Origin of the sequence: Acinetobacter sp. MYb191 (assembly GCF_037572605.1) — a bacterium.
GTDB classification, from domain to species: Bacteria; Pseudomonadota; Gammaproteobacteria; order Pseudomonadales; family Moraxellaceae; genus Acinetobacter; species Acinetobacter johnsonii.
This window is the reverse complement of record NZ_JBBGZP010000008.1, coordinates 215,633-239,670: the sequence shown is the minus strand read 5'-3', so window position 1 is coordinate 239,670 and position 24,038 is coordinate 215,633. Positions and strand designations below refer to the sequence as shown.

Genomic DNA, 24,038 nt, shown 5'->3' with positions numbered 1-24,038 from the left:
AGTGAAAAATGAATATGCAACAAGCTTTAAATAACATCACTAAAAATATTGAGTTGACGCAGCCGCAAATGGAAGACGTCATGCGCACCATCATGAATGGTGAAGCAACAGATGCCCAAATTGGTGCACTAATGATGGGTCTTCGCTTAAAAGGCGAAAGTATTGATGAAATTACCGCAGCAGCTCGTGTCATGCGCGAGTTTGCCATTAAAATTGATGTCAGTGATGTGCCTTATTTAGTCGACATTGTCGGTACAGGTGGTGACGGTCAGAACTTATTTAACGTCTCGACAGCGTCTGCTTTTGTGATTGCAGCGGCAGGTGCAACCATTGCTAAACATGGTAACCGTGGTGTTTCAACCAAATCGGGTTCCTCGGACTTGTTAGAACAAGCAGGCATCCAACTTGACTTAAACATGCAACAAACTGAACGCTGTATTCGTGAAATGGGTGTCGGTTTCTTGTTTGCCCCGAATCATCACAAAGCGATGAAATATGCCGTTGGCCCACGTCGTGAATTAGGCATTCGCAGTATTTTCAATTTACTTGGCCCGCTTACGAATCCGGCTGGAGTAAAACGTCTAGTGATTGGGGTGTTTTCGACTGAATTATGCCGTCCCATTGCAGAAGTGATGAAACAACTGGGGGCAGAACATGTCATGGTGGTTCATTCGAAAGATGGTTTAGATGAAATTAGCCTTGCATCAAGCACCTATGTGGCTGAACTCAAAAATGGTGAAGTCACCGAATGGGAGATTCAACCTGAAGATGTTGGGATCGAATCGCAAACTTTAACAGGTTTAATCATTCAAGATTCTGCTGAAAGTTTAAGCCTAATCAAAGATGCCTTAGGCAAAAACAAATCGGATAAAGGCGAAAAAGCAGCCAACATGATTGCTTTAAATGCAGGTGCCGGTCTGTATGTCTCTGGACTTTGTACCAGCTATAAACAAGGCGTGGCTTTAGCACATGACATCATCTACGGCGGACAAGCCTTAGAAAAGATGAGCATCCTTGCTGAATTCACTAAAACTCTTAAACAATACGACGCTTGATAGACAGGATTTTGTCATGGTAGATATCGCAAATACGATTTTAGGCAAAATTGTGGATCGCAAGCAGGAAGAGTTTGCTGCACGCCTCAAACAACGTAGCTATAAAGATGTTGAAGAATGGGCACTTGAGGCAACTCCTGTGCGTGGTTTTGCAAAGTCTTTACTGAGCAAACAACCAGGTGTGATCGCTGAAATTAAGAAAGCATCACCATCTAAAGGCATCATTCGTGAAAACTTTGATCCTGCTGAAATCGCACAACAATACGAAGCTGCAGGTGCAGCATGTTTATCGGTTTTAACAGATGTCGATTTTTTCCAAGGAGCCGATGAGAACATTCAAATCGCACGTTCTCACTGTGCCCTGCCAGCATTGCGCAAAGACTTTCTGATTGACCCTTATGGGGTGATTGAAGCACGTGCTTTACATGCGGACTGTATTCTTCTGATTGTGGCCTGCTTGTCCAATCAACAACTCGAAGAAATGTCTAAAACGGCTTTTGAACACAATTTAGATGTCTTGGTTGAAGTACATGATGAAGCAGAACTTGAACGTGCTTTACGTCTATCTGAGCGTTGCATATTGGGTGTCAATAACCGCAATTTAAAAACCTTTGATGTGGATTTAAACACTTCGATTCGTTTGAAAAAACTGCTTGAACCATCTCGTCTACTGGTCACGGAAAGCGGCATTGCGACCCCAGCGGATGTGGCGATGATGCAAGAGCATGACATTCATACTTTCTTGGTCGGTGAAAGTTTTATGAAACAGCCGCGCCCAGACCACGCCTTTACAGAGCTGTTTGGAACACCTCAAGCACTTTAATGGCACATTCAGGGTAAGGCATGCTCTTGCCCTGAATACTTTGTAATTTGCACTTTCAAAAAACTGTTGAAGATCTCGTTAAACAGTAACATATAAAAAATTGTTCAATTTTAAATTACTCAATTAAACCCTGCTTCTTGGCCTCATTCACCGCTTCCATTCGAGAGCGAACCTGCAACTTGTTATAGATTTTACGCAAATGCCATTTCACCGTATTGATGGACAAAAAGATCGACTCGGATATTTCAGCATCGGTACAACCACGGCTTAATTTTTCTAAAATTTGGATTTCACGTTTTGATAAAGCCTCAAGGCCAGAACTTCCGATCAAAGCTTCAGCACTACTTTCAGCTTGATTGAGCTTTTGCAGTTGCTGGATATATTCTAATAACACAACTGTATGTTTTTGCTTCTGTCGACTTACGTGCTGACTTAAGCCACTTAACATATCCCAGATTAGAGGGTCTTCATCTAGAATCACCCGCACTGCCTGAGTCGGCATGAGGGTTTCAAGCGCTTGTTGTAGCGCCTCAAAAGCCTGTTCATGTTGTTTCAGCTGATACAGGGCCAGTGCAAACAAAATTTGAACACGCGCAAAACGTATTGGATAAATCCTAAAAAATGCTAACTGTTGACTTAAATATTCTTTGGCTTGCTCGGCTTTCCCCATGAAAATTTGCTGACGCACCAGCATTAAATCATCGCCACGCAGCAAATTCGTAAAATTTAAATATGGCTGAAATGCTGCCTGTTCAGTATCAGCTAATGCTGAAAGCGGGCTTGATTGTTGCGCATAGGCTTGTATGGTTTGTGCGAGTCGAGGTAATGACCATTGACTACTACGCGTATGTGCTTGGTGTAAGCACATTTGTATCGCGCTTTGATCTTGATGCAAGGTCGCTAGTCGCATTTGTAAAATATAACCGACTATCACCATATCAGGCATTGCCAAATTACCACCGCCCTTAAAGTCCATTAATGCAGCTTCGACTTGCAACATTTGGTTCATTTCATAATATAGGTCTGCTTTAAAGCTGCTCAGAATATTCATAATGGCCGCTTGATTGTCTTCATCTAAACCTAAGTTACGATATTCCTCGCTCTGCCCTACTTGAGTAAATTTCTCTGCCGCGAGCGTTAAATTTCCTAATAAATAATCACATAGGGCATCAATACAATCGACCATTGCCAAACCATATAGGTTATGACCTTGCAAATAGATAATGCGCGTTTGTAGTAATAGCTTTCGTGCTTCACTCATTTGCCCCAAACAAATGTGATGTAAAGCCCCAATCCCAATCAGTAGAGCACGGACAAAATAAACGGTACTTGGCAGTTGTGCTAAGTTTTGTTGCGCTAAGCGATAAGCCACATCTAACTTGTCTTCTAAAACAGCAATGAGAGGGGCTAAACCTAATTGGTCCTCATGTTGTAATAAGGTTTCATGTTGATCCACACTATGCCAGAGCTGTAGATAATGATTAGCTAGGGTCACTTGATGCGTCAGTACCAAGGTCCAAATAATGTCATAGAGCAAATTTGGATTTTGCACCAAGACAGAATCAGGGATCTGTTTGACCAACTCCAACAACGTATAGTGTCGGCCTTCTAAGATCAGTTCACGACATACCGTGTTGAGCAATGATAAAATCAACTGCTGATCTTCTGCCTGTTGGGCGTGATAAATCGCTTCCATCAGATAACGCTGTTGTTTGAACCATTCTGCCGCTTTACGATGCATTTGCTGATATGCATCGGGTTGTAAAAGCTTAAACTTCGATTGCAAAAAGTCTCGAAATAAATGATGCACGCGATACCACGTACGCTGTTCATCTATCGCTTGAATGAACAAACCTTTTTGGCTGATGACATCGAGAATCTGCTGTGCAGCCTGATTACCCGTTAAAGCGATAACCAAAGCGGGATTAATTTTCCTCAGTACACTAATTTGCAATAAAAATTGCTGAATTTCAGGGTCTTGTTGTAAAAAAACCTGCTCACTAAGGTAATTCACAATCTGATGATGCGCACCACTTAAATTTTGAATAAAGCCATGAATATCTTGATGTTCTTTCAAATATAAATTGGTGAACTGAATGCCTGTAAACCAGCCTTCAGTTTTATCAATCAGTTGTTCTGCAAGCTCCGTGCTTAAAGCAAGCTGGTCAAAGTTTTGTTGTTGTAAAAACTGAATGAGCGCACTGCTTTCTTGCTGTTTGATACTAAGCTGAGACTCAGTAACCCACTTTAAACGCCCCAATAGATATTCTTTCGCGAAACTCCAGTTGGGTTTGACCCTTGAAGCAATCACCAAATGACAATTTTCAGGTAAAGACTGGTACAACCACCAAAAGATATTTAAACATTCTGGGTTCGTTAATGCTTCAAACTCATCGATAAATAAAACAGTCTCAGCATCCACTTCTGCAACATTTTGCGTCAGCTCAATGATGTGTTGTTTATGGATCTGTCCATAAGAGAGGGACTGCGGCGGTTCTAAATCCAAAAGCGCCAAACGCAAGTATTGATAGAGTCGAATCGGATCATTGTCATCGTCATCCAAAGTCAACCAACAGACTTTCTTTCCCTTTGCTAAAAGAGACTCCGAGAGTTGATGCATCAGCGTGGTTTTTCCATAACCCGCCGCGGCGTGAATAAAAACCAAAGAAGACTGACAATAGTCCACCATCTGACTTAACAGTTGGGGACGTTGCATGGCCCTGCCATTTTGCATGCTCGGACGACTGAGTTTAGTCTTCAACACTTGCATGTATATTCATCCAATCGTTTTTTATTCAACTTCATCTGCAATGTTCATTTCCCTGAATTTTGCATTGAGCACAACATCATCCTCAACCAATCATGTTATGCCATTCATCAGTCTAAAACACTTATAAATTAGTAGGGGCACCGCAGTTAAGCAATATGAAATAGCATCAAAAACCATTCCAATCCCTATTTTAAACTGTTCATTCGCGCATTTATCAAACAATGTCAATTCCATTCTTTCGAGTGGTTTGCATTTTCTGAAACATTGTTATGCTCAGGCTTAAGTAAATCTTAGATATTGATATCTCATATCATATTCTGATTCCAAGACATACAAGGAGTTTGTCATGAGCATCGCACAATCAGTTAAACATCAGGATCGATTATTAACGATTAACATCAAAGATGGCGAAATCAAAAATGCACTACCGGGTGTGCATGTCACACCTTGCTTTTTAGACCCCGATAATGGCGTCTGGGTCATTCATGCCCGTTTTGATGCAGGCACAATATTACCACGACATTTCCATACAGGCGTTGTGCATTTTTATACAACAGCAGGTTCATGGAATTATGTCGAATATCCTGAAGATGTTCAAACGGCTGGCAGCTATTTATTTGAACCAGCTGGTTCTATCCACACCTTTTCAAGTAAAGAAGGCACCGAAGGTTTCATGGTCATTAATGGTGCGAACATCAACTTAAACGATGACGACTCACTGATGTTCATTATGGACTCAGGTTGGATCGAGCGCACCCTTCACGTCGTGGCTGAACACACAGGTCAAAAAATGCCACGTTATATCAAACCTGGCGCAGTGGTTGACTTCAGCCAAAAATAATTCTTAAAGACTTTTAGCTAAAAGTCCTTTTTCTACAAATAGCCACCAAGGATGAATGAAATGTTTGGCAAAATGATGCACCAATCTTTGTTGATTAGTAACTTAATCGAACATGCAGCAAAGTACCACGCAGATACTTCTATTTTTTCACGCGAAGTAAATGGTCAAATGACCACCACCAATTGGTTACAAGTCCAACAAAACAGCAAACGTTTAGCCAATGCTTTTACGTCATTTAATCTAACGCAAGGTGATCGTCTTGCAACGATCGCGTGGAACAACCATCGTCATTTAGAATCTTGGTATGCTATTTCAGGGAGTGGTTATGTTTGCCACACCATCAACCCCCGCTTGTTCCCAGAACAACTGGTGTTCATTATTAATGATGCACAAGACAAAGCAATTTTCTTTGATTCGACTTTCCTACCGTTAATTGTCGCAATCCAAGGCAAAGTACCAACCGTTGAAAAATTTATCTGTTACGGTGCACATGATGAAAAAATCTTAGCTGCACTTCCAGATGTTATTTTCTATGATGATTTGATTCAAAACCAATCTGCTGAATTTAGCTGGCCACAATTCAGCGAAGAAACCCCTAGTTCTTTATGTTACACCTCTGGCACTACAGGTAACCCGAAAGGCGTACTGTATAGCCACCGTTCTACCCTACTCCACACCATGGCGATTAGCTTGCCAGACGCATTAAACCTGTCTGCAAATGATGTGGTCATGCCTGTCGTTCCTATGTTCCATGTCAATGCATGGGGTGTGCCATATGCAGCAGCGATGGTCGGTACCAGTGTGGTTTTACCAGGACCAAACCTAGATGGTGACAGTCTCGTTGATCTGATCGACAGCTATAAAGTTACTGTGGCTTTAGGTGTACCCACCATCTGGCAAGGCTTACTTGCAGCTGCAAAAAAACGCGGGACAAGCTTAGAGAGCATGACGCGTAACATCGTGGGTGGTGCTGCGTGCCCACCTTCAATTATTCGTGATTTCAAAAACAACTATGCTTGTGACACCATTCATGCATGGGGAATGTCGGAAACTAGCCCACTCGGGACAGCAAACCAACCGAAAGCCAAACATGCCACTTTAAGTGCTGAAGACTTTGAAAAGTTACGCTTAACCCAAGGTCGTCCACCTTTTGGTGTTGAATTACGTATCGTTGATGAAAGCACCAATCAAGTCTTAGCCAACGATGGCCATACCCAAGGAAATCTACAAATTCGTGGCCCTTGGATTGTTGATCATTATTTCAACCAAGAGCAAAGTGCTACCACAGCAGATGGCTGGTTCGACACAGGTGATATCGCGACCCTAGATGCAGACGGTTATATGACCATCTGTGACCGTGCCAAAGATTTGATCAAATCGGGCGGTGAATGGATTTCTTCGGTTGAACTTGAAAATATTGCTGTGGGTCACCCGGAGATTCGTATGGCAGCAGCCATTGCGGCACGTCATCCAAAATGGGATGAACGCCCAATTTTGATTGCCGTGAAACAAGAGAACTCAACACTCACTGAAGAAGAGGCCTTGGCTTACTTTGACAATAAAATTGCCCGTTGGCAGATTCCTGACGTGGTGATTTTTGTTGATGCCCTGCCAATCAATGGCACAGGTAAAATTGTGAAAGCGGAACTGCGTAAACAATTTGGTCATGTTTTACTTCAAGACGAAGTCGTTTAAGACTCATTCGAAACATTCAAAAGGATATTGATGTGAAGAAGATGAAAACAGCTTGGGTGACAGGCGGCAGTAGCGGTATCGGCCTTGAGTTGACTAAACGTTTACTCAAAGACAACTTCCAAGTGTGTATTTTTGCCCATGCTGGGATTGAACAAGCGGTTGCTGATTTGCAAAAGCGTTCTCCTGCTGTCTGTGGTTTTGAAGTCAATGTACAAAATGAAAGTACAATGGAGGCAAAATTTGCTGAAGCGACTGCTCAATTTGGTGCACCAGATTTATTGATTAATTCCGCAGGAATCAGCATTGCTAAGAATTTCGATGAAATGACTTCTCAAGAATTCGAAAGACAAATCAATATTAATCTTATCGGTAGCCGTAATGTCGCCCATGCTGCCTTACCGCATCTCAAGCAAGCTGTTCAACAGGGTAAACATCCGAAACTGGTGTTTATTGCCTCTGCTGCGGGCTTGGTGGGTTGTTATGGTTATACAGGTTACTGCTCATCTAAATTTGGTGTCGTCGGTTTGGCTGAAGTACTGCGTATGGAACTTCGTAGTCAAAAAATTGATGTTGCTGTGGTTTGCCCACCCGAAGTGGACACACCGCTTGTGACGGAAGAACGTAAACACGGTTCGCCAGTCACAGCAGCATTAAAGCAATTGGGTGGTAGTATGCCAGTTGAGAAAGCCTGCCAAGAAATTTACAACGGCATTTTCTCCTCTCAATTTATGATCATTCCAGGGACTCAAGCACGTATTCTTGCCAAGCTTTCACGTGTCTTGCCTGACCTTTATCGTAACCAAATCGATAAAAAGCTGGATAAGATCATCCGTACTTTACGTGCAAGTTAAGTCACGACTGAATTAGCACGCCAAACCTGAACCCGAGTGGATCATTTTCTATCTAGGTAGCATGGTTACTCGGGTTCAATCATTTTAGGTTCTTCCAGACCAACAGTTCTCTTGAGCACCCCACAAAATACTATTAGTCATTTGATATGCAATTTTTTGCAATTCGCTATAAATGCAATTCAGTTCAAATATAGGAAAAATCAGACTATAATTATCGCCTAATTCCTTATTTTGCGTATTTTTCTGACACTATGAGCAAACATGATTCATCGCTTTCTAAAGAACAGTTTAATTTACTGAAAGACTTTAAAAAGCAAATCACCAATCCGCATTCGACTGCCATCAAACAGTCTGAGGCCCAAGCTCAAGTTGCTCCACCCGAGCCAGAAGATGATTTCGCGTTGTTTCAAAAACAAATGCAAGGTGTCCAAAAAATGGAGACCGCGAACATTGCCAAAATAGAAAAAAATCCAAAGAAAAAAATCGATGCACAAACTTTAGCAAAACGTGCAGCGGCTGAAGGCCCAATGCATACCGATGCAACTGAGCTGTCCGATACTCAAGCGATGCTCAACCCTGTGGCGAGCCAAGCCGCGCTCAGTTATCGCATTGCTACGCTGCAACACAAAGTATTTGAAGATTTAAAAGCGGGTAACATCCGTTGGTTTGAAGCAGTCGACTTGCATGGTTGCACCGTTGAAGAAGCCCGTGTCGCAGTTTTACAAGTCATTCAAATGGCCAAAGATGAAAATCAAAATGTCATTAAAATTGTGCACGGCAAAGGTCCAGAAGCCATTTTAAAAACATATGTGAATGGTTGGCTACGTCAACACCGAGATGTATTGGCTTTTGTAAGTGCGCCAGAAAAGCAAGGTGGTACAGGTGCAGTTTTAGTGTTGCTAAAACGTGCTGAAAAGAACCCAAAGTTTAAACAGTAATCGGATTTTTGTCCAAAATAAGGCATTGGAATAGTTTTCTGCTACAATGCCGTCCTTGTTCAATATCAGTGTAAGTGAACACGTCTTATGTCTATGCAGCAATCCTACGCTAACATCTTAACTGCCGTTGGTGAAGACCTAACCCGTCCAGGTCTCCTCGATACGCCTATGCGTGCTGCTAAAGCTTTTTCGTATTTAACGTCTGGTTATAGCAAAAGCTTAGAAGAAGTGACCAATAATGCGGTGTTCCCATCGGACAACCGTGAAATGGTACTGGTTAAAAATATCGAATTTTATTCACTCTGTGAACACCATTTATTGCCTTTCTATGGTCGCGTACATATTGCATATTTACCTGAGGGTAATGTCCTTGGACTCTCTAAATTTGCACGCATCACCGAAATGTTTGCACGTCGTCTACAGATTCAAGAAAACCTGACGCAGCAGATTGCAGAAGCGGTTGCAGAAGTGACAGGTGCACGTGGCGTGGCGGTTATGATTGATTCTGCACATATGTGTATGATGATGCGCGGCGTCGGCAAGCAAGAATCGACTACACGTACCGTTTCCTTTATTGGTGACTTTAAAACCAATAAAGAAGAGCGCCGCGAGTTTTTAAGTGCAGTCCCTGAAAGCTATTAATTGAAACATAAAGCCTCAACCTCTGTTGGGGCTTTTTTTATGCATATATCATTGAACGATTCATTTTTTGTTTAGAGGAATACGCAATGTCAGCAATTTGGTTAGCAGGTCATGGTTTGACCCAAGGCGAACAGAGTATTGATTTTCCACGTCCAGACCGTTTGGTCCAAGGCAATCCACAGCGCCAGACCTATAGTCTATATGAGCATCCGCACATGGGCTGCGGAATTTGGCACTGTGAAGTTGGCTCATGGAATATTCAATTTGCCGACAATAAACAAGAGTTCTTTCAAGTGATGGAAGGCTGCATCCGTATTCATGATGCCCACACTCAAGACTTCATTGAAGTCAAAGCAGGTCAAGCAGGAATTATTCCACCGAGTTTTATCGGCACATTTGAAGTGGTTGAAGCTGTAAAAAAATACTATGTGATTGTTGAGGTATAAGCACCTCAACAACCGATTTGAAACGTCTTAGAACAGTTCGTGTTTAAGTCTGAGATTTAAACACTCAGGACTTTTTCAGTCACATGAATACAGTTACGCCCTTTATTTTTGGCTGCATAGAGTGCCGAATCAGCAGTGTCTAAAAAGCGCTGATAGTCAGGATGACCATTATAAACCGTACAACCAATACTGACGGTAAAACTAAAACTTTGCCCATGAGCGGTACGAATTGGGGTTTCTTGTATCCGCATGCGAATCGTTTCAGCGATTTGTAAAGCACGCGTGAGATCACTGTCGACCAACAGCAATAAGAACTCTTCGCCACCGACACGGAAGGCATAGTCACTACCCTTCGCTACATCTAACAAGACTTCAGCAATAAAACGCAGTGCCAAGTCCCCTGCTGTATGCCCATATTTATCGTTGATACGTTTGAAATAATCCGCGTCGATTGCCAATAGACTCAGTGCTGCATCATTTTTACGGGCAAAATTAATTTCACGCGACACAATCGTACTTAAATATCGACGGTTTAACAGCTGAGTGAGCGAGTCATTGCCTGAGTCTATATATTCGGTCACTTGAAACAGTTGATCAACCAAATGCTGGATCTGTCGGTTCACATCACGAATTTCTTGAATACGCTCCACCTTCCGAGTCTGATCCTGACAGTCGAGCACGTCAAAATTGAGGGTATCGACCTGTTGAATCAACCTGATAATGGTCTCCACTTGCTCTGCACCCGTAAACGCATACGCTGCTTTATGCACAAACCATAGACCAAATTCCGACTTAGACAAAGCAATGTGTTGCAACTGCGGATGCTCGGAGAAGACTTTGAACATCAACTCATTTTCCCAGTCGAGCAAAATGCTGCGCTGCTTATCTTTTTGTACTGCGACATCTTGCATTGCAGAAAATAAACGATAGCTATGCTTAACTTCATGGCTCCGCTCAGTATTGGCTTCATAGGATCTGCACATAATTTCTGTCGCAAAACCCATAATTTGCAGCATATAACTTAGCATGTGGTGGTTATTTTCTAGCGGAAGTCCAGCCAAGAGTTCCAAGATCTTGTTTTCAATCTCACGAATACCGCGCATGATCAACCAAGAAGGAATACCCACCCGCGCATGTACCTGCCCAACTTTTTGTTGTTTTTCAACTGCTGCATAATAAGCTTCATTCACAGCCACGTCGAAACTTTCAATGAGCCATTGGTTTAAACTGTTTTTTAAACGTTGTTGAATGATGTCATCTTTAAAAAAATCTGCAGCCTCAGGCTCCAAGACAATATTGCTATAAAATTCATTAACCAATACAGACGAATGCTGCTGAATAAAATTTTGCGCTTTAACGTGATCATTCACTGAATAATGTTGGCAAATTTTCCCCCATTGCTCGGCCAACTTAGCCATGCATTCATCATTCATAAAACTTACCTATTTATATATTTTTGAGACTTACTAGACATTTATGTGATTAATATAACAAATTTCAATACTTATTTTCACCATCAGCTTTCATTTTCAACGCTTTATAAAAAGTAAAGCTCACGTTTGGTTGTTTTAACAGCAATGACTTTCATAAAAAAAGCCCCATAAAAGGGGCTTTGAAAAGAGAATCAGATTAAAAGAAATGGATATAACTCAAACCCGTCTGATCCCAATCTTTTCCTTTTTGCTGTTGATACTGCCAATGAAACCTCAACGCAGTTTGCTGATTGAATAAATATTGCAACTGAGTATTCAGTCTGACTTGCCATTGATGGCTATCTTCCCAATATGGCAGCTCGACCTGTACCAAACTATTGATATGTTCGCTCCAGATGTTCTGGCAGCCTACCGTTGGCCCAAGTCCCACGCGCCAACCTCGGTCTAAAGCTTTGCCTGCTTGAATATGATTTTGCAATTGTGCATAGCATAAATGTTGACGCTCTTGATCTGCCACACTATAGCCAAACTGACTGGATAGATTGAATACGCCGTGTTGATCCTGTTCACTAAATGCACCATCTCGATCTAGTGCCTCTTGTTGCCACCCCATGTTAAACCCCCAGCTTAATGGTGTTTTAAAGGCAGTCAGTGGACTGTAGGCATTGACCTCCAGCACATTTAGTTCTTGCAGTTTTAATCGATCATCGCGATATTCGAGGCTACCATCTAGAAACTTAAGCTGTGTACCCAAACGGAAACCGCCTTGCGGGTCAATCAAGTCATGATAGGCCTGACGATGGCTCAGTCGGAAATAAGTGTCACCTTGTATTTCACCCGATTCAAGCTGAACGGTTCGCGCCTGATGACCTTTTACCGGATCTACTTTTGGCGCTTCGACCACTTGACGTTGCTTTTCCAAGTCAATCTGACTCCGCAAACCCAGCAGTTGTCGAATACGCGGTTGGGCGTCTTCTGCTGCAATCTTTTGTGCAATTAACTGTAAATACACATGGTCATAGGCCATTTCTAAAATGCGTGCCTGATCCACCAACGCATAGCGATTCAAATAATCTTGCATTTGAGCAGGTTCAAGTTGCGCAACCTGATGCGCCGCCGCTGCCAAGGCTTGTCCGTGTTGTTTGGCTTGTGCCAACAACTGAGTTTCTAAAGCTGGACGGTAAACACTTTCTGCAATTAAATGGTTTTCATCGACCGCCTTAATAGTCTCAACAGGAATCGCAGCGGTTTTAAATTGTTTTTGTAGGTTGACCTCTGGCCGTACCAAATCAATTAAACCCAGTAAACGATAGGCACAGTTATCACTGATAAAATAGTAAGGAAATTGCACATGCTTGAGTTCCCAAATATGCTCAACCATAGTTTTGGTTTCTTCTGGCGTCAGGGCTAACTCGTACTCCCACAAATCGCGGCTTTCCAAATCACCATATTCTTTCACTTTTCGATAGTACGGCATGAGTGAGTACTCACCTGGGTACTGCCCGGTTAAGCCCTTCCATGCAAAAGAAAAGCTGTCGCTATTGGCCACTGTCGCTGCATAATTAACGGCATAAGAGACTAAGTTCAGCTGTTTTTGGTCTTTAGGATCAAGCCTTAACAAGGTATGCCCAAACATCGAACTGGGGTTACCCATAAAGTCCGTGGCGTAAATTAAAGTCGCCTTATACGGCTTAATTTGCCCAAGCCACTCATCCAGCTCAGGACATGAGGCTTTAGGCAGTTGGTTTGATGCAATATTCAGTTGTTCTATGAGCCATTTTGAACGTGCCGGAAAGCGACACTGAATCGATTGATTGGCTGCGGCTGGGGTAAAAAGTGCTGCAATATTGGCATCAAGCTCTTGTTTGAGCTGGGTTTGTCCGTGTTCATTATAAAAAAATGGACGGTAAGTGACTTCACTTTGTCCTGAAGCATTGGCATACATCAAACGTTGCCACGTCACATTTGAGGCAAGCTTCAGCTGCTGTGCTTTTTCAATATAAAACTCTGCCAAGCTAGGTGCTTGAGCAAAGATGCTGGTGCTGAATAGCACACTTGAGAGGAGGACAACAGATTTCATGCAGTGTTAGCTATTCTTCTTTTTTAGATATGAAAAACCCTGCCTGAATGGCAGGGTTTTATGGTGCAATTAAACGTATGCTTTTAATACGCTATCCGTTGCCATGACTGCTTGTAAAGATGCTAATACTTGAAGTGCATCTTGGTTTTCAGCTGAATAGATTTTTGCGAATTTTTGCTTAGACACTTCAAAGAAACGTGCTTTATCTTCAGACTGGATGTTCAATAATTCAGCCAGTACATTTAGACTTTCGCCCTCACCGACTGCCATATCACGCGCCAATGCTTCCGCATTTTCGTTGGTAAATGTTACTGCCTGAGCAGTCACTGTACCTGTACCACTACAACCTAAAGTACCAAAGGTAATACCGAAAAGTTGGTTAGCGAAAAGACCATTGGTTGTACCCGCTAAAATTTTAGCGACTTTACCAGACTGGCCAGCCCAAATTTGTGAACCAATACCACAACCGACGTCATTATCTGCAAATGTAGCGGTAGAACCAACAGCCAAAACCGCAGCCAATGCTATTTTTTTCAACATAAGGTTTCTCCAGACTCGATTATCTCCGAGTATTTTTATTGTTCCTATTGTGTGTATTTTGAGCTACACCCTTGTAAGATAGCCGTAACAAGCGCATAACGCAAAACAATTTATACTAAAGTGAAGTGAATATTTAAAAATGTGCTTTAGCGGTATAAGGACCAACTGCCACGTAGATCTCGTTTCCCTAAAATCTTTAACACCAGCACCAGACTGAGCAGTAGCAATAAATACCAAGAACCCAACTTGCCCCAACCGACCATATGCCATGCATCGACTTGACTTGGGTACAACCAGATTTGGTAAAACGTACTGATATTTTCCGCAATCCAAATAATAAAAGCCAACAGTAAAAGTACGGGTAACATCGGCAGTTGAAAACGGTGCTGCTGTAATTCAAAGCCAATCTTGGTTTTCCAAAATAGCACTATGCTCCACGCAAACAAAAGATAACGAATATCTGGAACAAAAAATTTGGACATAAAGTTGATATAAGACAACACCGCCAATGTCAGCATGGCGGAGAAACGGGGCAAGTGTTCAAAAGAAACATGATAAAGACGTAATGAACGCGCAAAAAAACTGCCCACAGCCGAATACATAAAACCTGCAAACAAAGGCACTGTTAAAATTTTAAACACGGCGGGATGCGGATACTGCCAAGATGCAATTTGCGGATGCGTCAAAAAGATTTCCATCACCATTGCCATCACGTGAAATAATGCAATCACTTTGGCCTCGGCCCAAGACTCAAGTTTTAAATACAGCAGACAAACTTGAATCAGCACGGCATAAAATAATAGATAGTCATAACGGAAAAAGCCGAAATATTCCTGACTCCCCATACTGGCTGTGAACGCAAAAGCCAATAACAGTAATATCCCAAATAAGGCAGCCGAAGCTGCCTTAGATGAGAACTCAAAACATGATTTTAAAATCGTGATCACGCATGAACCCTAATTGAATTGAAGCTGTGAAACTTAAAGATATTTAGCACTGTATTCATGCACAGTATCAATAAAGGCTTTCGGGTTTTCAGGATCAACCCACTGGGTAATACCGTGACCTAAGTTTGCAACATAACCCGTTTTCTCACCGCCTGCATACGCATCATCTAACATGGCTTTGGTAGCTTTAACGATGGTCTCATGCGAACCATATAATGTTGCAGGGTCTAAGTTGCCTTGCAGTGCCGCACGGCCAGCCACCGTTTGGCGAGCCACATTTAATGGCGTCGTCCAATCTAGACCAAAGGCATCTGCCCCTGTTGCCACCATTGGCTCTAACCACTGACCGCCACCTTTGGTGAATAAAATGACGGGAACTTTACGTCCTTCATTTTCACGTTTTAAACCTGCAACAATTTTTTGCATGTATTTTAAAGAAAATTCTAAATATTCACGGTGTGCCAATGCCCCGCCCCAACTGTCAAAAATCTGTACGGCTTGAGCACCTGCATCAATTTGCGCATTGAGATAGTCAATTACCGCATCAGCCAAACGATCGAGCAGCGCATGTAAAACTTCAGGTTGCGCATACATCATTTGCTTGGTGAAACGGAAATCTTTGCTCGAACCGCCTTCAACCATATAAGTTGCTAGCGTCCAAGGACTGCCTGAAAAGCCAATTAAAGGCACTTGTCCACCTAAGGCTGAACGAATCGTCTTGACCGCATTCATCACATAGTCGAGATCAGATGCAGCATTAAACTTAGGTAAATTCGCCACATCTTGTTCAGTACGAACCGTTTTATGAAATTTAGGCCCTTCCCCAGCTTCAAAATAAAGCCCTAAACCCAAAGCATCGGGTACAGTTAAAATATCTGAAAATAAAATGGCAGCGTCGAGCTCATAACGGCGTAAAGGCTGTAAAGTCACTTCACACGCAAATTCGTTATTTTTACACAGCGAAAGGAAATCACCCGCTTGAGCACGGGTTGCACGATATTCAGGTAAATAACGCCCTGCTTGACGCATCATCCAGACGGGTGTGGTATCTACAGGTTCACGTAATAAAGCACGTAGAAAACGATCATTTTTAAGCGTCGTCATTTACTTTCCCATCTCAATTAAATTTGCTCACCATCATAACAAAAAGGTCGAATTTTTAATAACTTCTCATAACACTAAAATTCGATCAGGACAAAGATGCAAACGAATATTTACACAAAACAAATACTGCATCTCCATCTTTTTTCTGTAATACTTCACTAGTTTTTACTTTGTAAATGAATAATTCTTAAGGTTGAATTACATGTTCGTTCGCACAATACTCGCGATGAGTTTAAGTTGCATTCTTGCTGGTACAGCGTTTGCTGCATCTACTACTGAACAACCCTTGACGCCAAAAAAGATCATTGATACTTCAGTTCAAGATCCTATTGATCCTTTAGCAACAGATGTCGCTTCAGCTTCTACTGCGGTTGCAAACAGCCAAATTACAGCAAAAGAACAAGCAGACTTAAACCAAGCTTCGCAAACTTTAGATCAACTTGAACAATCTGAAGATAAAACCGCTGACGTTGGTGCTGCACCAAGCAAAACCACCACTGCACCGACTACCACGACGACCAATCCTGCTGCAGCAAAAGCATCGTGGACATTAAATGGTCTAAACAGTGCAGAATGGTTTGACAACATTGGTAAAGGCCAATTCCCTGTCTATGCACGTGCTCACGTGATGCTGAATAATGCACATGCGTCTCCGGGTGCAATTGATGGCATGAGCGGTAAAAATACCCTCAAAGCCATTGCCTCGTTCCAGCAAATGAGCGGTTTAAAAGCAACAGGCACTTTAACCAAAGAAACTTGGGATGCCCTACTGGCAAGCCAAGGTTCTAAACCTGCATTTATTGAATACACCATTACCGAAGCAGACCTAAAAGGTCCTTATGCTGCATCAATTCCACGTGATTATGCACTACAAGCCAAAATGAAAGGTTTGTATTACACACGTGTGACTGAAATGTTAGGTGAAAAGTTCCATATGGATGAAGACTTTTTGCAGAAGTTAAATCCAAAAGCGACCTTCAAAAAAGCGGGCGAGAAAATTATTGTGGCCAATATCCGCAATGAAGTGCCAGAAGACATTCATTTGATTGTTGCACACAAAGGTGCAAAACAGCTGTATTTATTTAACAGCCGCAACCAAATGATTGGTTCTTTCCCTGCAACCATTGGTAGCTCGGACACTCCATCGCCAGCGGGTACCTATAAAGTCACTGGTGTTGCACCAAATCCATGGTATAGCTACTCGCCAAGTAACTTTGTACAGGGCAAAAACTTAAAACCACTTTCTCTACCACCGGGTCCAAACGGTCCTGTAGGGAATATCTGGATTGGTTTAAGCAAAAAATCATTTGGTATCCACGGTACGCCAAACCCTTCTGCTATTTCTAAAACAGCATCACACGGTTGTATCCGTTTGACCAACTGGGATGCCAATGATCTTGGCAAAAAAGTGAAATCAGGTGTTACTGTTAAATTCTTAGAATAATTGGCTTTCTAAGGCATTTACGCTATAAAAGGTGTTCTCTTGAGAGCACCTTTTTTCAATTACAACAACATAAAAATGACGATGAACGCTTTAAAAATAATACTGCCCGTGGCCTGCTTACTATCTTTCTCAACTTATAGCTTTGCCGAATTAGATGAAGAAATCGTGACCAGCGTGGATGCTTCTGCTTATGCGGTGGAATCTGACCATCCATTTGACAGTCTGGATGATCATGAAAAAATCCGTCATCCGCAATACATTCCAGAGCAAGACAGTCTCAGAGAACCACTTTTGAATGCACGCTATTATGTCATCGCAGGCAAATCTCCGATTTACTATTACGCGATTCGAACAGGGCCAAAGCCTAAACTACTTTATTTAAACCCGCCCCACTCCGCGGTTTTTTCAATAGGCGTGGCTTATGCTGAAAATCGAGAAAAAATCACCCTACAGCCCCAACTCAACAACACCATCAAAGATCATGAGCTGTTTTCGATTATGCCCGTCGCGAAGCATCTCGCACTGATCTTTCGTACTCGTTATGTCTATACTCCTACAGAGTTAAAAGCCAATTCGGCCATGAACGCCATCTATGCCAACAATCGCTACCGATACAGCTATGAAATTATTGAAATCGACACGAATGGCAAACAGCTTCACCGCGTGCAATTTGTGGCTCCTGCCATTGAAGATGGGATGAGTTTTGGCCCCAAATGGGATGAAGACCTATCAGATTATAATCATGCAATACTTGAATACAGCACCAAGTCCCCAGGCGACTACCAAACCGTGCATCCTTATAACCTTGAAACCCGTTATGAGTACAGACAAGGTACGCTTAAGCACTTTGAACAGAAAACTCTACTCACCGCCAGTGACAAAGTGTTATTGAAGAATCCACCCAACTCGATTAATTATTAAAATTACCTCGATGATCAAAATGCACCACTCTCCGTTGAAAGCAGTACTTGCCTCGATGACTATTTTGTTTTTAAAGACAAAGCGGCTCCGCTCGGTGTGAAATGGGGCAATGACTGGATGCAACAGCAGCCGAAGCTGCATCAACAATTTTTAACTGAATATGCGCAAGGCAAAAACTACGTCTGGAAAGATTTCCGCGTACGGTATTGCGATTTAGACTAAGGCTGCAATGTTGTGTTTAATCATTTCAATATTGAAACGCAACATTGCAAATTTACTATTTTAGCGATAAATATAAAACGCTAAAATTCCTCCATAGATTAAAAATAAGATTGGAGTTCAAAATGGATGCTTTCATTCATCGCAGTCAAGACCGCGGTCATGTCAATATCGGTTGGCTAGAGTCTAAACACAGCTTTTCTTTTGGCAGTTGGTATAACCCTAAATATATGGGCGTAAGTGCATTACGTGTGATCAATGATGACTTGGTCGCAGGTCATCAAGGTTTTGGGCAACACCCCCATGACAACATGGAAATCTTGACCTGTGTGCTCAAAGGTACCATCACCCATAAAGACAGCATGGGCAACCACGGCGGTATTTCAGCAGGTGAATGGCAACTGATGAGTGCCGGTACGGGTGTACAGCACAGTGAAATGAATCAGGGTGATGAGCCAGTACATTTGCTACAAATTTGGATTACCCCAAATCAAAGAGATGCAGCGCCAACCTATCAGCAGATTCGTCTTGATCCACATGAGCAGCCAAATCAATGGCATGTGATTTGTGGTCCAAATGACAATGCTGCAATGCATATTCGTCAAAATGCCGAAGTCAAAACGGCTGTGATTGAAAAAGATCAAATGCTAGAAGTTAAAGCTACACAGCATATTAACTATGTGCATGTGATTTCAGGTTCAATCCAAGTTGCAGAACATATTCTTCATGCAGGCGACGCGATTGCTTTCTTAGAAGCAAGCGACGTTAAAGCTTTGGAAGAAGCACAAGTGATTTGGTTTGATTTGCCTGAAGTCAAATAAGTCATCACTCACAATAAAAAGCCAACGTCTAGACGTTGGCTTTTTTTAATGTAGAACTCAAGCAGTTTTTCATTTGGCTTAGAGAAAATTCACCGCAAGTAACGCCACAGCAGCAGGTAAGGCTTGGATGTAGATAATTTTCTTACTGGCGGTCAGGCCACCATAAATCCCAGCAACCAAAATGCAGCCTAAAAAGAAATTGGCCAGTGGCAGTGCATAAGTTTCAGGTGCACATAGCGCCCAAAATAGACCTGCAGCCAAGAAACCATTGTATAAACCCTGATTTTGCGCCATGACTTTGGTCAGTTGTGCTTTTTCAGGCGTATTGCCAAAGGCTTTTAAACCATAGGGCTTATCCCATAAAAACATCTCTAAAACTAAAATATACACATGCAATAGTGCAATTAAAGTAATTAAGATTTGTCCCATCATACACTTTATCCTTATTTTTGATGAATGATGCTAGATCAGCTTCACAGCTGATCTAGGTCGAAAAACAGTTAAGGTTTCAAAAGTACTTTACCCTGACGCGCGCCTTGCGTCGCTTTGAGTGCCGCATCTTTAATTTGTGCAAAGCTGAAGATACCTTCAACAGGCAGCAGTAATTTTTTCTGTGCAGCAAGCGTCAATAACTCCACAATTAACGCCTTTTTGCGTTCAGCAGATAATTGCTTATTCACCACACTCGCCCAAAAACCTTTGACTGTGGCTTGTTTAAAAATCAGATCTCCCGAAGAAATCTGCATGGTCTCACCCGTCATGCTGCCAAATGAAACCAATAGACTATTTTCACTCAGCAAAGCCAACATTTCACCACTGGCCTGACCACCAATGGAGTCTACACCCGCGATCAATGGCTGATCTGCATGAATCGCTTTGACTTGTTCCTTCCAATCGGCTTGGTCTGTTGCCACCACATTTTGAATGCCTAAGGCCTGCATTTCAGCTACAGCCTCAGTACGGCGAACCAAATGAATCACCTTTTGACCACGCGCTTTTGCAATCATTGCTACGGTTTTACCCACTGCACCATTGGCAGTGTTCTGAATCAACCAAGAATCTGCCGGCAAGTCGATAAAATCTAAAAGCATCAGTGCACTGATCGGCATCCCAATCAACTGCGCTGCCGTTTCATCATCAATCGCATCAGTTAAAGGCACAACGCCATGCGCTGGCGCAATAAAATACTCAGCCCAACTACCATGAATTCCTGCAACCGCTACACGCTGCCCTATCGATACGCCTTGTACACCCTCACCAAGCGCATCAATCACGCCCACTGCTTCACTGCCACCAATTGCAGGCAGTGTGGGTTTATAACCATAACTGCCACGAACTGTCCACACGTCATGGTTATGCATTGGCGATAGAATCATTTTAATACGTACTTCACCCGCTTTCAGCTCAGGTTGCGGCATATCCGCAGCTTCCAAGACTTCAACAGGTTCACCAAAATGGTGATGAATAATACTTTGCATTTGCTATTCCTTTATCGGTTGTAATAGTTGTTGGGTAGTTTCCAAAGCGAGGTAAAGGGGTTGCTTATCTTGGGCCAGTCTTGCCAATAAAGCTGCCCCCAACCACAGTTGATACATCGTCTGTGCCATTTTTTCAGCGTCAATATGCGCTGGAATTGAACCGTCTTGCTGCCCTGCTTGGATTAGACCCGAAATACGTTCTGTTAACTTACGCACCCCGAAGTTCAAAATCTGACGCATATCTTCAGATAAATCTGAGACTTCTGCTGCCAATTTGACGATCAAACAACTCTCCGCCCAACCCCCATCGCTATGATGTTCAACACCACTTTCAATATGTGATGGGTTATCAATCCATGCTTGCCAAAGTGCCACGAGACTTGCATAGGCGCTTCGCTGTTCTTGCTGTATCAGCTGATCGATTTTGACTTTATAGTCGGCCAGATACTGCTGGAGTAGCGCACAGCCGAAAGCCTCTTTCGAAGCAAAGTAATAATAGAATGAACCTTTTGGCACATCACAATTCTTTAGAATTTCCTGTAAGCCCACTCCGACAAAACCTTTATGTAACACCAGTTGAAAACTGCTATTTAAAATGTGTAGTCGTGTTGCTTCACTTTTATATGATCGTTTCATATACACACTATAAATCAATAATAGACCAGTCGTCTATAAAATAATGCATCTTTTCGATACTTCATCTCGAACCATTGGATTACATATAAATTTTACTGATTAAATTTTAGATATAAATGACTGAAATAAATGTTACATTATACCATAACACCAATTTTCAATTCATCTTATGTCTACACCTTCACAACGTTTACAAGCGATTGACGCCCTCAGAGGATTGGTTATTCTCATTATGATGGTCGATCATGTCAGAGAAACTTTTTATCTCCACCAGCAAGTCCCCGACCCGATGCTGATTCCAGGAACCGAAGAATCCCTTTTCTTTAGTCGGATCTTGGCTCACTTATGTGCCCCTGTTTTTGTGGTTTTAACAGGCTTATCGGCTTATCTTTACCAAGCAAAAAATAACAGCGTTCAAATGACCCGTGAATTTTTACTCAAACGCGGTCTATTTCTGATTTTTCTCGAACTGATCATTATCAACTTCGCTTGGACTGGACAGTTCCCGCCCGATGTCATCTATTTACAAGTGATTTGGGCCATTGGTCTCAGTATGGTGGTTTTAGCAGGCTTGATTGGGCTATCGCAAAAATGGCTCTGGGTGATCAGCCTCAGCATTATTTTTGGACATAATGCACTGGATCAAGTGTCATTTTCACAAATACCTATCCTGCAAAATCTGTGGTTTATTTTACATGAACGTGGTTGGATCGAATTTGGAGATCTGATTCGGTTTAGAACCTCCTACCCAGTACTGCCTTGGATTGGGGTGATTACCCTTGGCTATTGCATCGGTCATACCATATTTAACAGCACACATGATGTCGCGAAAAGAAATCAAATCTTATTAGGCTTCGGGCTTGCCAGTATCAGCTTATTTATCGTTTTAAGAATGGTTAATTTCTATGGCGATCAAGCATGGTCTGTCATGCCGACCAGCACTGAAACTGTTATGAGTTTTTTAAATCTGACCAAGTATCCGCCATCGCTGCTGTTTATTTTGTGGAATGTCGGGCTAGGCTTAGTCCTGCTAGTGTTACTTCAAAGGGTTGAAAGTAAACCTTGGGTCAAACCCTTGATTGTCTTTGGTTCCGTGCCGATGTTCTTCTATATCGTACACTTATATGTGCTGAAAGCCCTCTATCTCATTGCGGTCGCACTGTTTGGCACGAACCATGGCGAATACTTCGGCGTCGATCATGTCTCCACTCTCTGGCTCATTTCGATTATTTTAACTGTGGCTCTCTATCCGTTGATGTTGAAATTTTCAGCCTTTAAACATAAAAACAAACACATTCGCATTCTTAAATACCTCTAAGGATTTAAGGTGTATAGCCAATTTCACTGAAATAAGATTGATGCTTAGTCCAACGAGGCATCAATCTTGACCTTATATCGGGTTATCAATAATGGCGCTTATATGCACAGTACTGTCCTGCTTCAACTGTTATAAACAGACCTAGTCTGCACATGTTTGAGCAACGACTGTCTTTTGATAAGAACAATAGAAAAACCCTGCACACGATGCCATGATAATTGACACCCCTGTAAGTTGATAAAGGTTTAAATTTTCACCTAAAATGCACCACCCCGCCAATGCACTGACGATTGGTGAAGTACTTAACAACACCCCAAATATTTTGGGTGACAAACGCTTCATTGCAAAAATATCCAGTAAAAATGGAATACAACTCGACAGCAATGACACCACGATGCATAGACCAAATACCCCATATGTACTAAAAGCCTGTCCAACATTAGATATTCCAAAAGGAACAATACATAGCGTAGCAATCATCATGCCGATTGCTACCGTGTTACTGCCGCCTTTGGCCACTTTGGTGCCATAAATAATATACAGTCCCCAGCAGATGGCTGCACCAAGCGCATATAACATGCCAATATAGCTAAAGTTATTATCCGCCTTCCCTAAGGGAAATAAGATTAAACCAATCAGCGATAAGCCACCCCAGACAAAGTCCGATTTATTTCGTGACATAAAAATAGCCACAGCCAAAGGCCCTAAGACCTCAATTGAAATCGCGATCCCGACCGACATATAGGAAAAGGCTTTATAAATAAGTAAATTCATCAAGCTTAAAATCACGCCATAACAAAAGAGATCTTTCCATTCCATGCTATTTTGACGAAAAGTTTTCCATGGCTGAAACACAATCCATAAAAAGACTGCGGATAAACCTAAACGCACCAAAGCGACCGTTTCAGCTCCGAGGATGGGAAAAAGCATTTTTGCAAACGCGGCACCCACTTGTACTGAAATTAAAGACAATACGGCTGCGAAAAGTGCTGTTTCTTGTTTATGTATCATCATGTATGAAACGACCCAATCAGAA

23 protein-coding genes are annotated in these 24,038 nt (G+C 42.2%); 13 read left to right on the top strand and 10 right to left on the bottom strand.

Going from position 1 to position 24,038, the window contains the following annotated elements; genetic code table 11:
* Nucleotides 1–8 precede the first annotated feature (8 nt).
* Nucleotides 9–1,055, top strand: coding sequence for an anthranilate phosphoribosyltransferase (trpD, locus tag WH214_RS04330; protein WP_339422368.1), 1,047 nt, complete (start codon nucleotides 9–11; stop codon nucleotides 1,053–1,055).
* 16 nt (nucleotides 1,056–1,071) lie between these two features.
* The gene (gene trpC / locus WH214_RS04325; protein WP_339422367.1) at nucleotides 1,072–1,878 is read left to right on the top strand and encodes an indole-3-glycerol phosphate synthase TrpC; all 807 of its coding nucleotides are present in this window, start codon (nucleotides 1,072–1,074) and stop codon (nucleotides 1,876–1,878) included.
* Between the two features lie 115 nt (nucleotides 1,879–1,993).
* Here the strand turns inward: trpC and WH214_RS04320 are convergent, their stop codons facing one another.
* Complete coding sequence (locus tag WH214_RS04320; RefSeq protein WP_339422366.1) at nucleotides 1,994–4,648, bottom strand: LuxR C-terminal-related transcriptional regulator; 2,655 nt, start codon at nucleotides 4,646–4,648, stop codon at nucleotides 1,994–1,996.
* A gap of 346 nt (nucleotides 4,649–4,994) precedes the next feature.
* Between WH214_RS04320 and WH214_RS04315 the strand changes: the two genes are divergently transcribed.
* The 6 genes from WH214_RS04315 (at nucleotide 4,995) to WH214_RS04290 (ending at nucleotide 10,061) form a co-directional block, all read left to right on the top strand.
* Nucleotides 4,995–5,489, top strand: coding sequence for a 2,4'-dihydroxyacetophenone dioxygenase family protein (locus tag WH214_RS04315; protein ID WP_339422365.1), 495 nt, complete (start codon nucleotides 4,995–4,997; stop codon nucleotides 5,487–5,489).
* Between the two features lie 60 nt (nucleotides 5,490–5,549).
* A complete protein-coding gene (locus WH214_RS04310; RefSeq protein WP_339422364.1) occupies nucleotides 5,550–7,184 on the top strand; it encodes a long-chain fatty acid--CoA ligase in 1,635 nt (544 codons plus the stop codon).
* A 41-nt stretch (nucleotides 7,185–7,225) separates the two neighbouring features.
* Nucleotides 7,226–8,035 carry an SDR family NAD(P)-dependent oxidoreductase gene (locus WH214_RS04305; RefSeq protein ID WP_339422978.1) on the top strand — a complete coding sequence of 270 codons (810 nt, stop codon included), beginning with the start codon at nucleotides 7,226–7,228 and terminating at the stop codon, nucleotides 8,033–8,035.
* A 251-nt stretch (nucleotides 8,036–8,286) separates the two neighbouring features.
* Nucleotides 8,287–8,973, top strand: coding sequence for a Smr/MutS family protein (locus WH214_RS04300; protein ID WP_004695682.1), 687 nt, complete (start codon nucleotides 8,287–8,289; stop codon nucleotides 8,971–8,973).
* Nucleotides 8,974–9,066: 93 nt separating this feature from the next.
* The gene (folE, locus tag WH214_RS04295) at nucleotides 9,067–9,615 is read left to right on the top strand and encodes a GTP cyclohydrolase I FolE (RefSeq protein WP_171054237.1); all 549 of its coding nucleotides are present in this window, start codon (nucleotides 9,067–9,069) and stop codon (nucleotides 9,613–9,615) included.
* A gap of 86 nt (nucleotides 9,616–9,701) precedes the next feature.
* Nucleotides 9,702–10,061 carry a cupin domain-containing protein gene (locus WH214_RS04290; RefSeq protein ID WP_087013245.1) on the top strand — a complete coding sequence of 120 codons (360 nt, stop codon included), beginning with the start codon at nucleotides 9,702–9,704 and terminating at the stop codon, nucleotides 10,059–10,061.
* A gap of 56 nt (nucleotides 10,062–10,117) precedes the next feature.
* Here WH214_RS04290 and WH214_RS04285 read toward each other — a convergent pair whose 3' ends face one another.
* From WH214_RS04285 to hemE, 5 genes are all read right to left on the bottom strand, one after another.
* Nucleotides 10,118–11,494, bottom strand: coding sequence for a diguanylate cyclase (locus WH214_RS04285; RefSeq protein ID WP_339422363.1), 1,377 nt, complete (start codon nucleotides 11,492–11,494; stop codon nucleotides 10,118–10,120).
* A gap of 196 nt (nucleotides 11,495–11,690) precedes the next feature.
* On the bottom strand, nucleotides 11,691–13,574 hold the full coding sequence (locus WH214_RS04280) for an Lnb N-terminal periplasmic domain-containing protein (protein WP_339422362.1): 1,884 nt from the start codon (nucleotides 13,572–13,574) through the stop codon (nucleotides 11,691–11,693).
* Nucleotides 13,575–13,643: 69 nt separating this feature from the next.
* Nucleotides 13,644–14,114: a DUF3015 family protein gene (locus WH214_RS04275; RefSeq protein ID WP_339422361.1), complete on the bottom strand. Its 471-nt coding sequence runs from the start codon at nucleotides 14,112–14,114 to the stop codon at nucleotides 13,644–13,646.
* 146 nt (nucleotides 14,115–14,260) lie between these two features.
* A complete protein-coding gene (locus WH214_RS04270) occupies nucleotides 14,261–15,058 on the bottom strand; it encodes a DUF817 family protein (RefSeq protein WP_171054236.1) in 798 nt (265 codons plus the stop codon).
* Between the two features lie 36 nt (nucleotides 15,059–15,094).
* Nucleotides 15,095–16,165, bottom strand: a complete 1,071-nt coding sequence (hemE, locus tag WH214_RS04265; RefSeq protein WP_062034002.1) for a uroporphyrinogen decarboxylase — start codon at nucleotides 16,163–16,165, stop codon at nucleotides 15,095–15,097.
* 202 nt (nucleotides 16,166–16,367) lie between these two features.
* On the opposite strand from hemE, the gene WH214_RS04260 reads away from it, so the two are divergent.
* From WH214_RS04260 to WH214_RS04245, 4 genes are all read left to right on the top strand, one after another.
* The gene (locus WH214_RS04260; protein ID WP_087013235.1) at nucleotides 16,368–17,609 is read left to right on the top strand and encodes a L,D-transpeptidase family protein; all 1,242 of its coding nucleotides are present in this window, start codon (nucleotides 16,368–16,370) and stop codon (nucleotides 17,607–17,609) included.
* An 81-nt stretch (nucleotides 17,610–17,690) separates the two neighbouring features.
* Complete coding sequence (locus tag WH214_RS04255) at nucleotides 17,691–18,530, top strand: hypothetical protein (RefSeq protein WP_339992914.1); 840 nt, start codon at nucleotides 17,691–17,693, stop codon at nucleotides 18,528–18,530.
* 96 nt (nucleotides 18,531–18,626) lie between these two features.
* The gene (locus tag WH214_RS04250; protein WP_339992912.1) at nucleotides 18,627–18,752 is read left to right on the top strand and encodes a hypothetical protein; all 126 of its coding nucleotides are present in this window, start codon (nucleotides 18,627–18,629) and stop codon (nucleotides 18,750–18,752) included.
* A gap of 122 nt (nucleotides 18,753–18,874) precedes the next feature.
* The gene (locus WH214_RS04245; protein WP_339422359.1) at nucleotides 18,875–19,570 is read left to right on the top strand and encodes a pirin family protein; all 696 of its coding nucleotides are present in this window, start codon (nucleotides 18,875–18,877) and stop codon (nucleotides 19,568–19,570) included.
* Between the two features lie 78 nt (nucleotides 19,571–19,648).
* Here WH214_RS04245 and WH214_RS04240 read toward each other — a convergent pair whose 3' ends face one another.
* The 3 genes from WH214_RS04240 to WH214_RS04230 all read right to left on the bottom strand — a co-directional run bounded on the left by WH214_RS04240 (nucleotide 19,649) and on the right by WH214_RS04230 (nucleotide 21,684).
* Nucleotides 19,649–20,002 carry a DUF1304 domain-containing protein gene (locus WH214_RS04240; protein WP_339422358.1) on the bottom strand — a complete coding sequence of 118 codons (354 nt, stop codon included), beginning with the start codon at nucleotides 20,000–20,002 and terminating at the stop codon, nucleotides 19,649–19,651.
* A gap of 68 nt (nucleotides 20,003–20,070) precedes the next feature.
* A complete protein-coding gene (locus WH214_RS04235) occupies nucleotides 20,071–21,048 on the bottom strand; it encodes a zinc-binding dehydrogenase (RefSeq protein ID WP_339422357.1) in 978 nt (325 codons plus the stop codon).
* Between the two features lie 3 nt (nucleotides 21,049–21,051).
* A complete protein-coding gene (locus WH214_RS04230) occupies nucleotides 21,052–21,684 on the bottom strand; it encodes a TetR/AcrR family transcriptional regulator (RefSeq protein ID WP_339992909.1) in 633 nt (210 codons plus the stop codon).
* Nucleotides 21,685–21,853: 169 nt separating this feature from the next.
* Here WH214_RS04230 and WH214_RS04225 point away from each other — a divergent pair, with 169 nt between their 5' ends.
* Nucleotides 21,854–23,002 (top strand): DUF1624 domain-containing protein, encoded by a 1,149-nt coding sequence (locus WH214_RS04225; RefSeq protein WP_339422355.1) that lies wholly within the window; start codon nucleotides 21,854–21,856, stop codon nucleotides 23,000–23,002.
* 141 nt (nucleotides 23,003–23,143) lie between these two features.
* Here the strand turns inward: WH214_RS04225 and WH214_RS04220 are convergent, their stop codons facing one another.
* The gene (locus WH214_RS04220) at nucleotides 23,144–24,016 is read right to left on the bottom strand and encodes an EamA family transporter (protein ID WP_339422354.1); all 873 of its coding nucleotides are present in this window, start codon (nucleotides 24,014–24,016) and stop codon (nucleotides 23,144–23,146) included.
* Between the last annotated feature and the right edge of the window lie 22 nt (nucleotides 24,017–24,038).

Bases quoted from the DNA above. Each gene is read 5' to 3' on its own strand.
- WH214_RS04310 (WP_339422364.1), top strand. From the start codon at position 5,550: ATGTTTGGCAAAATGATGCACCAATCTTTGTTGATTAGTAACTTAATC.
- WH214_RS04245 (WP_339422359.1), top strand. From the start codon at position 18,875: ATGGATGCTTTCATTCATCGCAGTCAAGACCGCGGTCATGTCAATATC.
- WH214_RS04235 (WP_339422357.1), bottom strand. From the start codon at position 21,048: ATGCAAAGTATTATTCATCACCATTTTGGTGAACCTGTTGAAGTCTTG.
- WH214_RS04320 (WP_339422366.1), bottom strand. From the start codon at position 4,648: ATGCAAGTGTTGAAGACTAAACTCAGTCGTCCGAGCATGCAAAATGGC.
- WH214_RS04240 (WP_339422358.1), bottom strand. From the start codon at position 20,002: ATGATGGGACAAATCTTAATTACTTTAATTGCACTATTGCATGTGTAT.
- hemE (WP_062034002.1), bottom strand. From the start codon at position 16,165: ATGACGACGCTTAAAAATGATCGTTTTCTACGTGCTTTATTACGTGAA.
- trpC (WP_339422367.1), top strand. From the start codon at position 1,072: ATGGTAGATATCGCAAATACGATTTTAGGCAAAATTGTGGATCGCAAG.
- WH214_RS04315 (WP_339422365.1), top strand. From the start codon at position 4,995: ATGAGCATCGCACAATCAGTTAAACATCAGGATCGATTATTAACGATT.
- WH214_RS04275 (WP_339422361.1), bottom strand. From the start codon at position 14,114: ATGTTGAAAAAAATAGCATTGGCTGCGGTTTTGGCTGTTGGTTCTACC.
- WH214_RS04280 (WP_339422362.1), bottom strand. From the start codon at position 13,574: ATGAAATCTGTTGTCCTCCTCTCAAGTGTGCTATTCAGCACCAGCATC.
- WH214_RS04305 (WP_339422978.1), top strand. From the start codon at position 7,226: ATGAAAACAGCTTGGGTGACAGGCGGCAGTAGCGGTATCGGCCTTGAG.
- WH214_RS04260 (WP_087013235.1), top strand. From the start codon at position 16,368: ATGTTCGTTCGCACAATACTCGCGATGAGTTTAAGTTGCATTCTTGCT.
- WH214_RS04300 (WP_004695682.1), top strand. From the start codon at position 8,287: ATGAGCAAACATGATTCATCGCTTTCTAAAGAACAGTTTAATTTACTG.
- WH214_RS04225 (WP_339422355.1), top strand. From the start codon at position 21,854: ATGTCTACACCTTCACAACGTTTACAAGCGATTGACGCCCTCAGAGGA.
- folE (WP_171054237.1), top strand. From the start codon at position 9,067: ATGCAGCAATCCTACGCTAACATCTTAACTGCCGTTGGTGAAGACCTA.
- WH214_RS04285 (WP_339422363.1), bottom strand. From the start codon at position 11,494: ATGAATGATGAATGCATGGCTAAGTTGGCCGAGCAATGGGGGAAAATT.
- WH214_RS04255 (WP_339992914.1), top strand. From the start codon at position 17,691: ATGAACGCTTTAAAAATAATACTGCCCGTGGCCTGCTTACTATCTTTC.
- WH214_RS04230 (WP_339992909.1), bottom strand. From the start codon at position 21,684: ATGAAACGATCATATAAAAGTGAAGCAACACGACTACACATTTTAAAT.
- WH214_RS04290 (WP_087013245.1), top strand. From the start codon at position 9,702: ATGTCAGCAATTTGGTTAGCAGGTCATGGTTTGACCCAAGGCGAACAG.
- WH214_RS04220 (WP_339422354.1), bottom strand. From the start codon at position 24,016: ATGATGATACATAAACAAGAAACAGCACTTTTCGCAGCCGTATTGTCT.
- trpD (WP_339422368.1), top strand. From the start codon at position 9: ATGAATATGCAACAAGCTTTAAATAACATCACTAAAAATATTGAGTTG.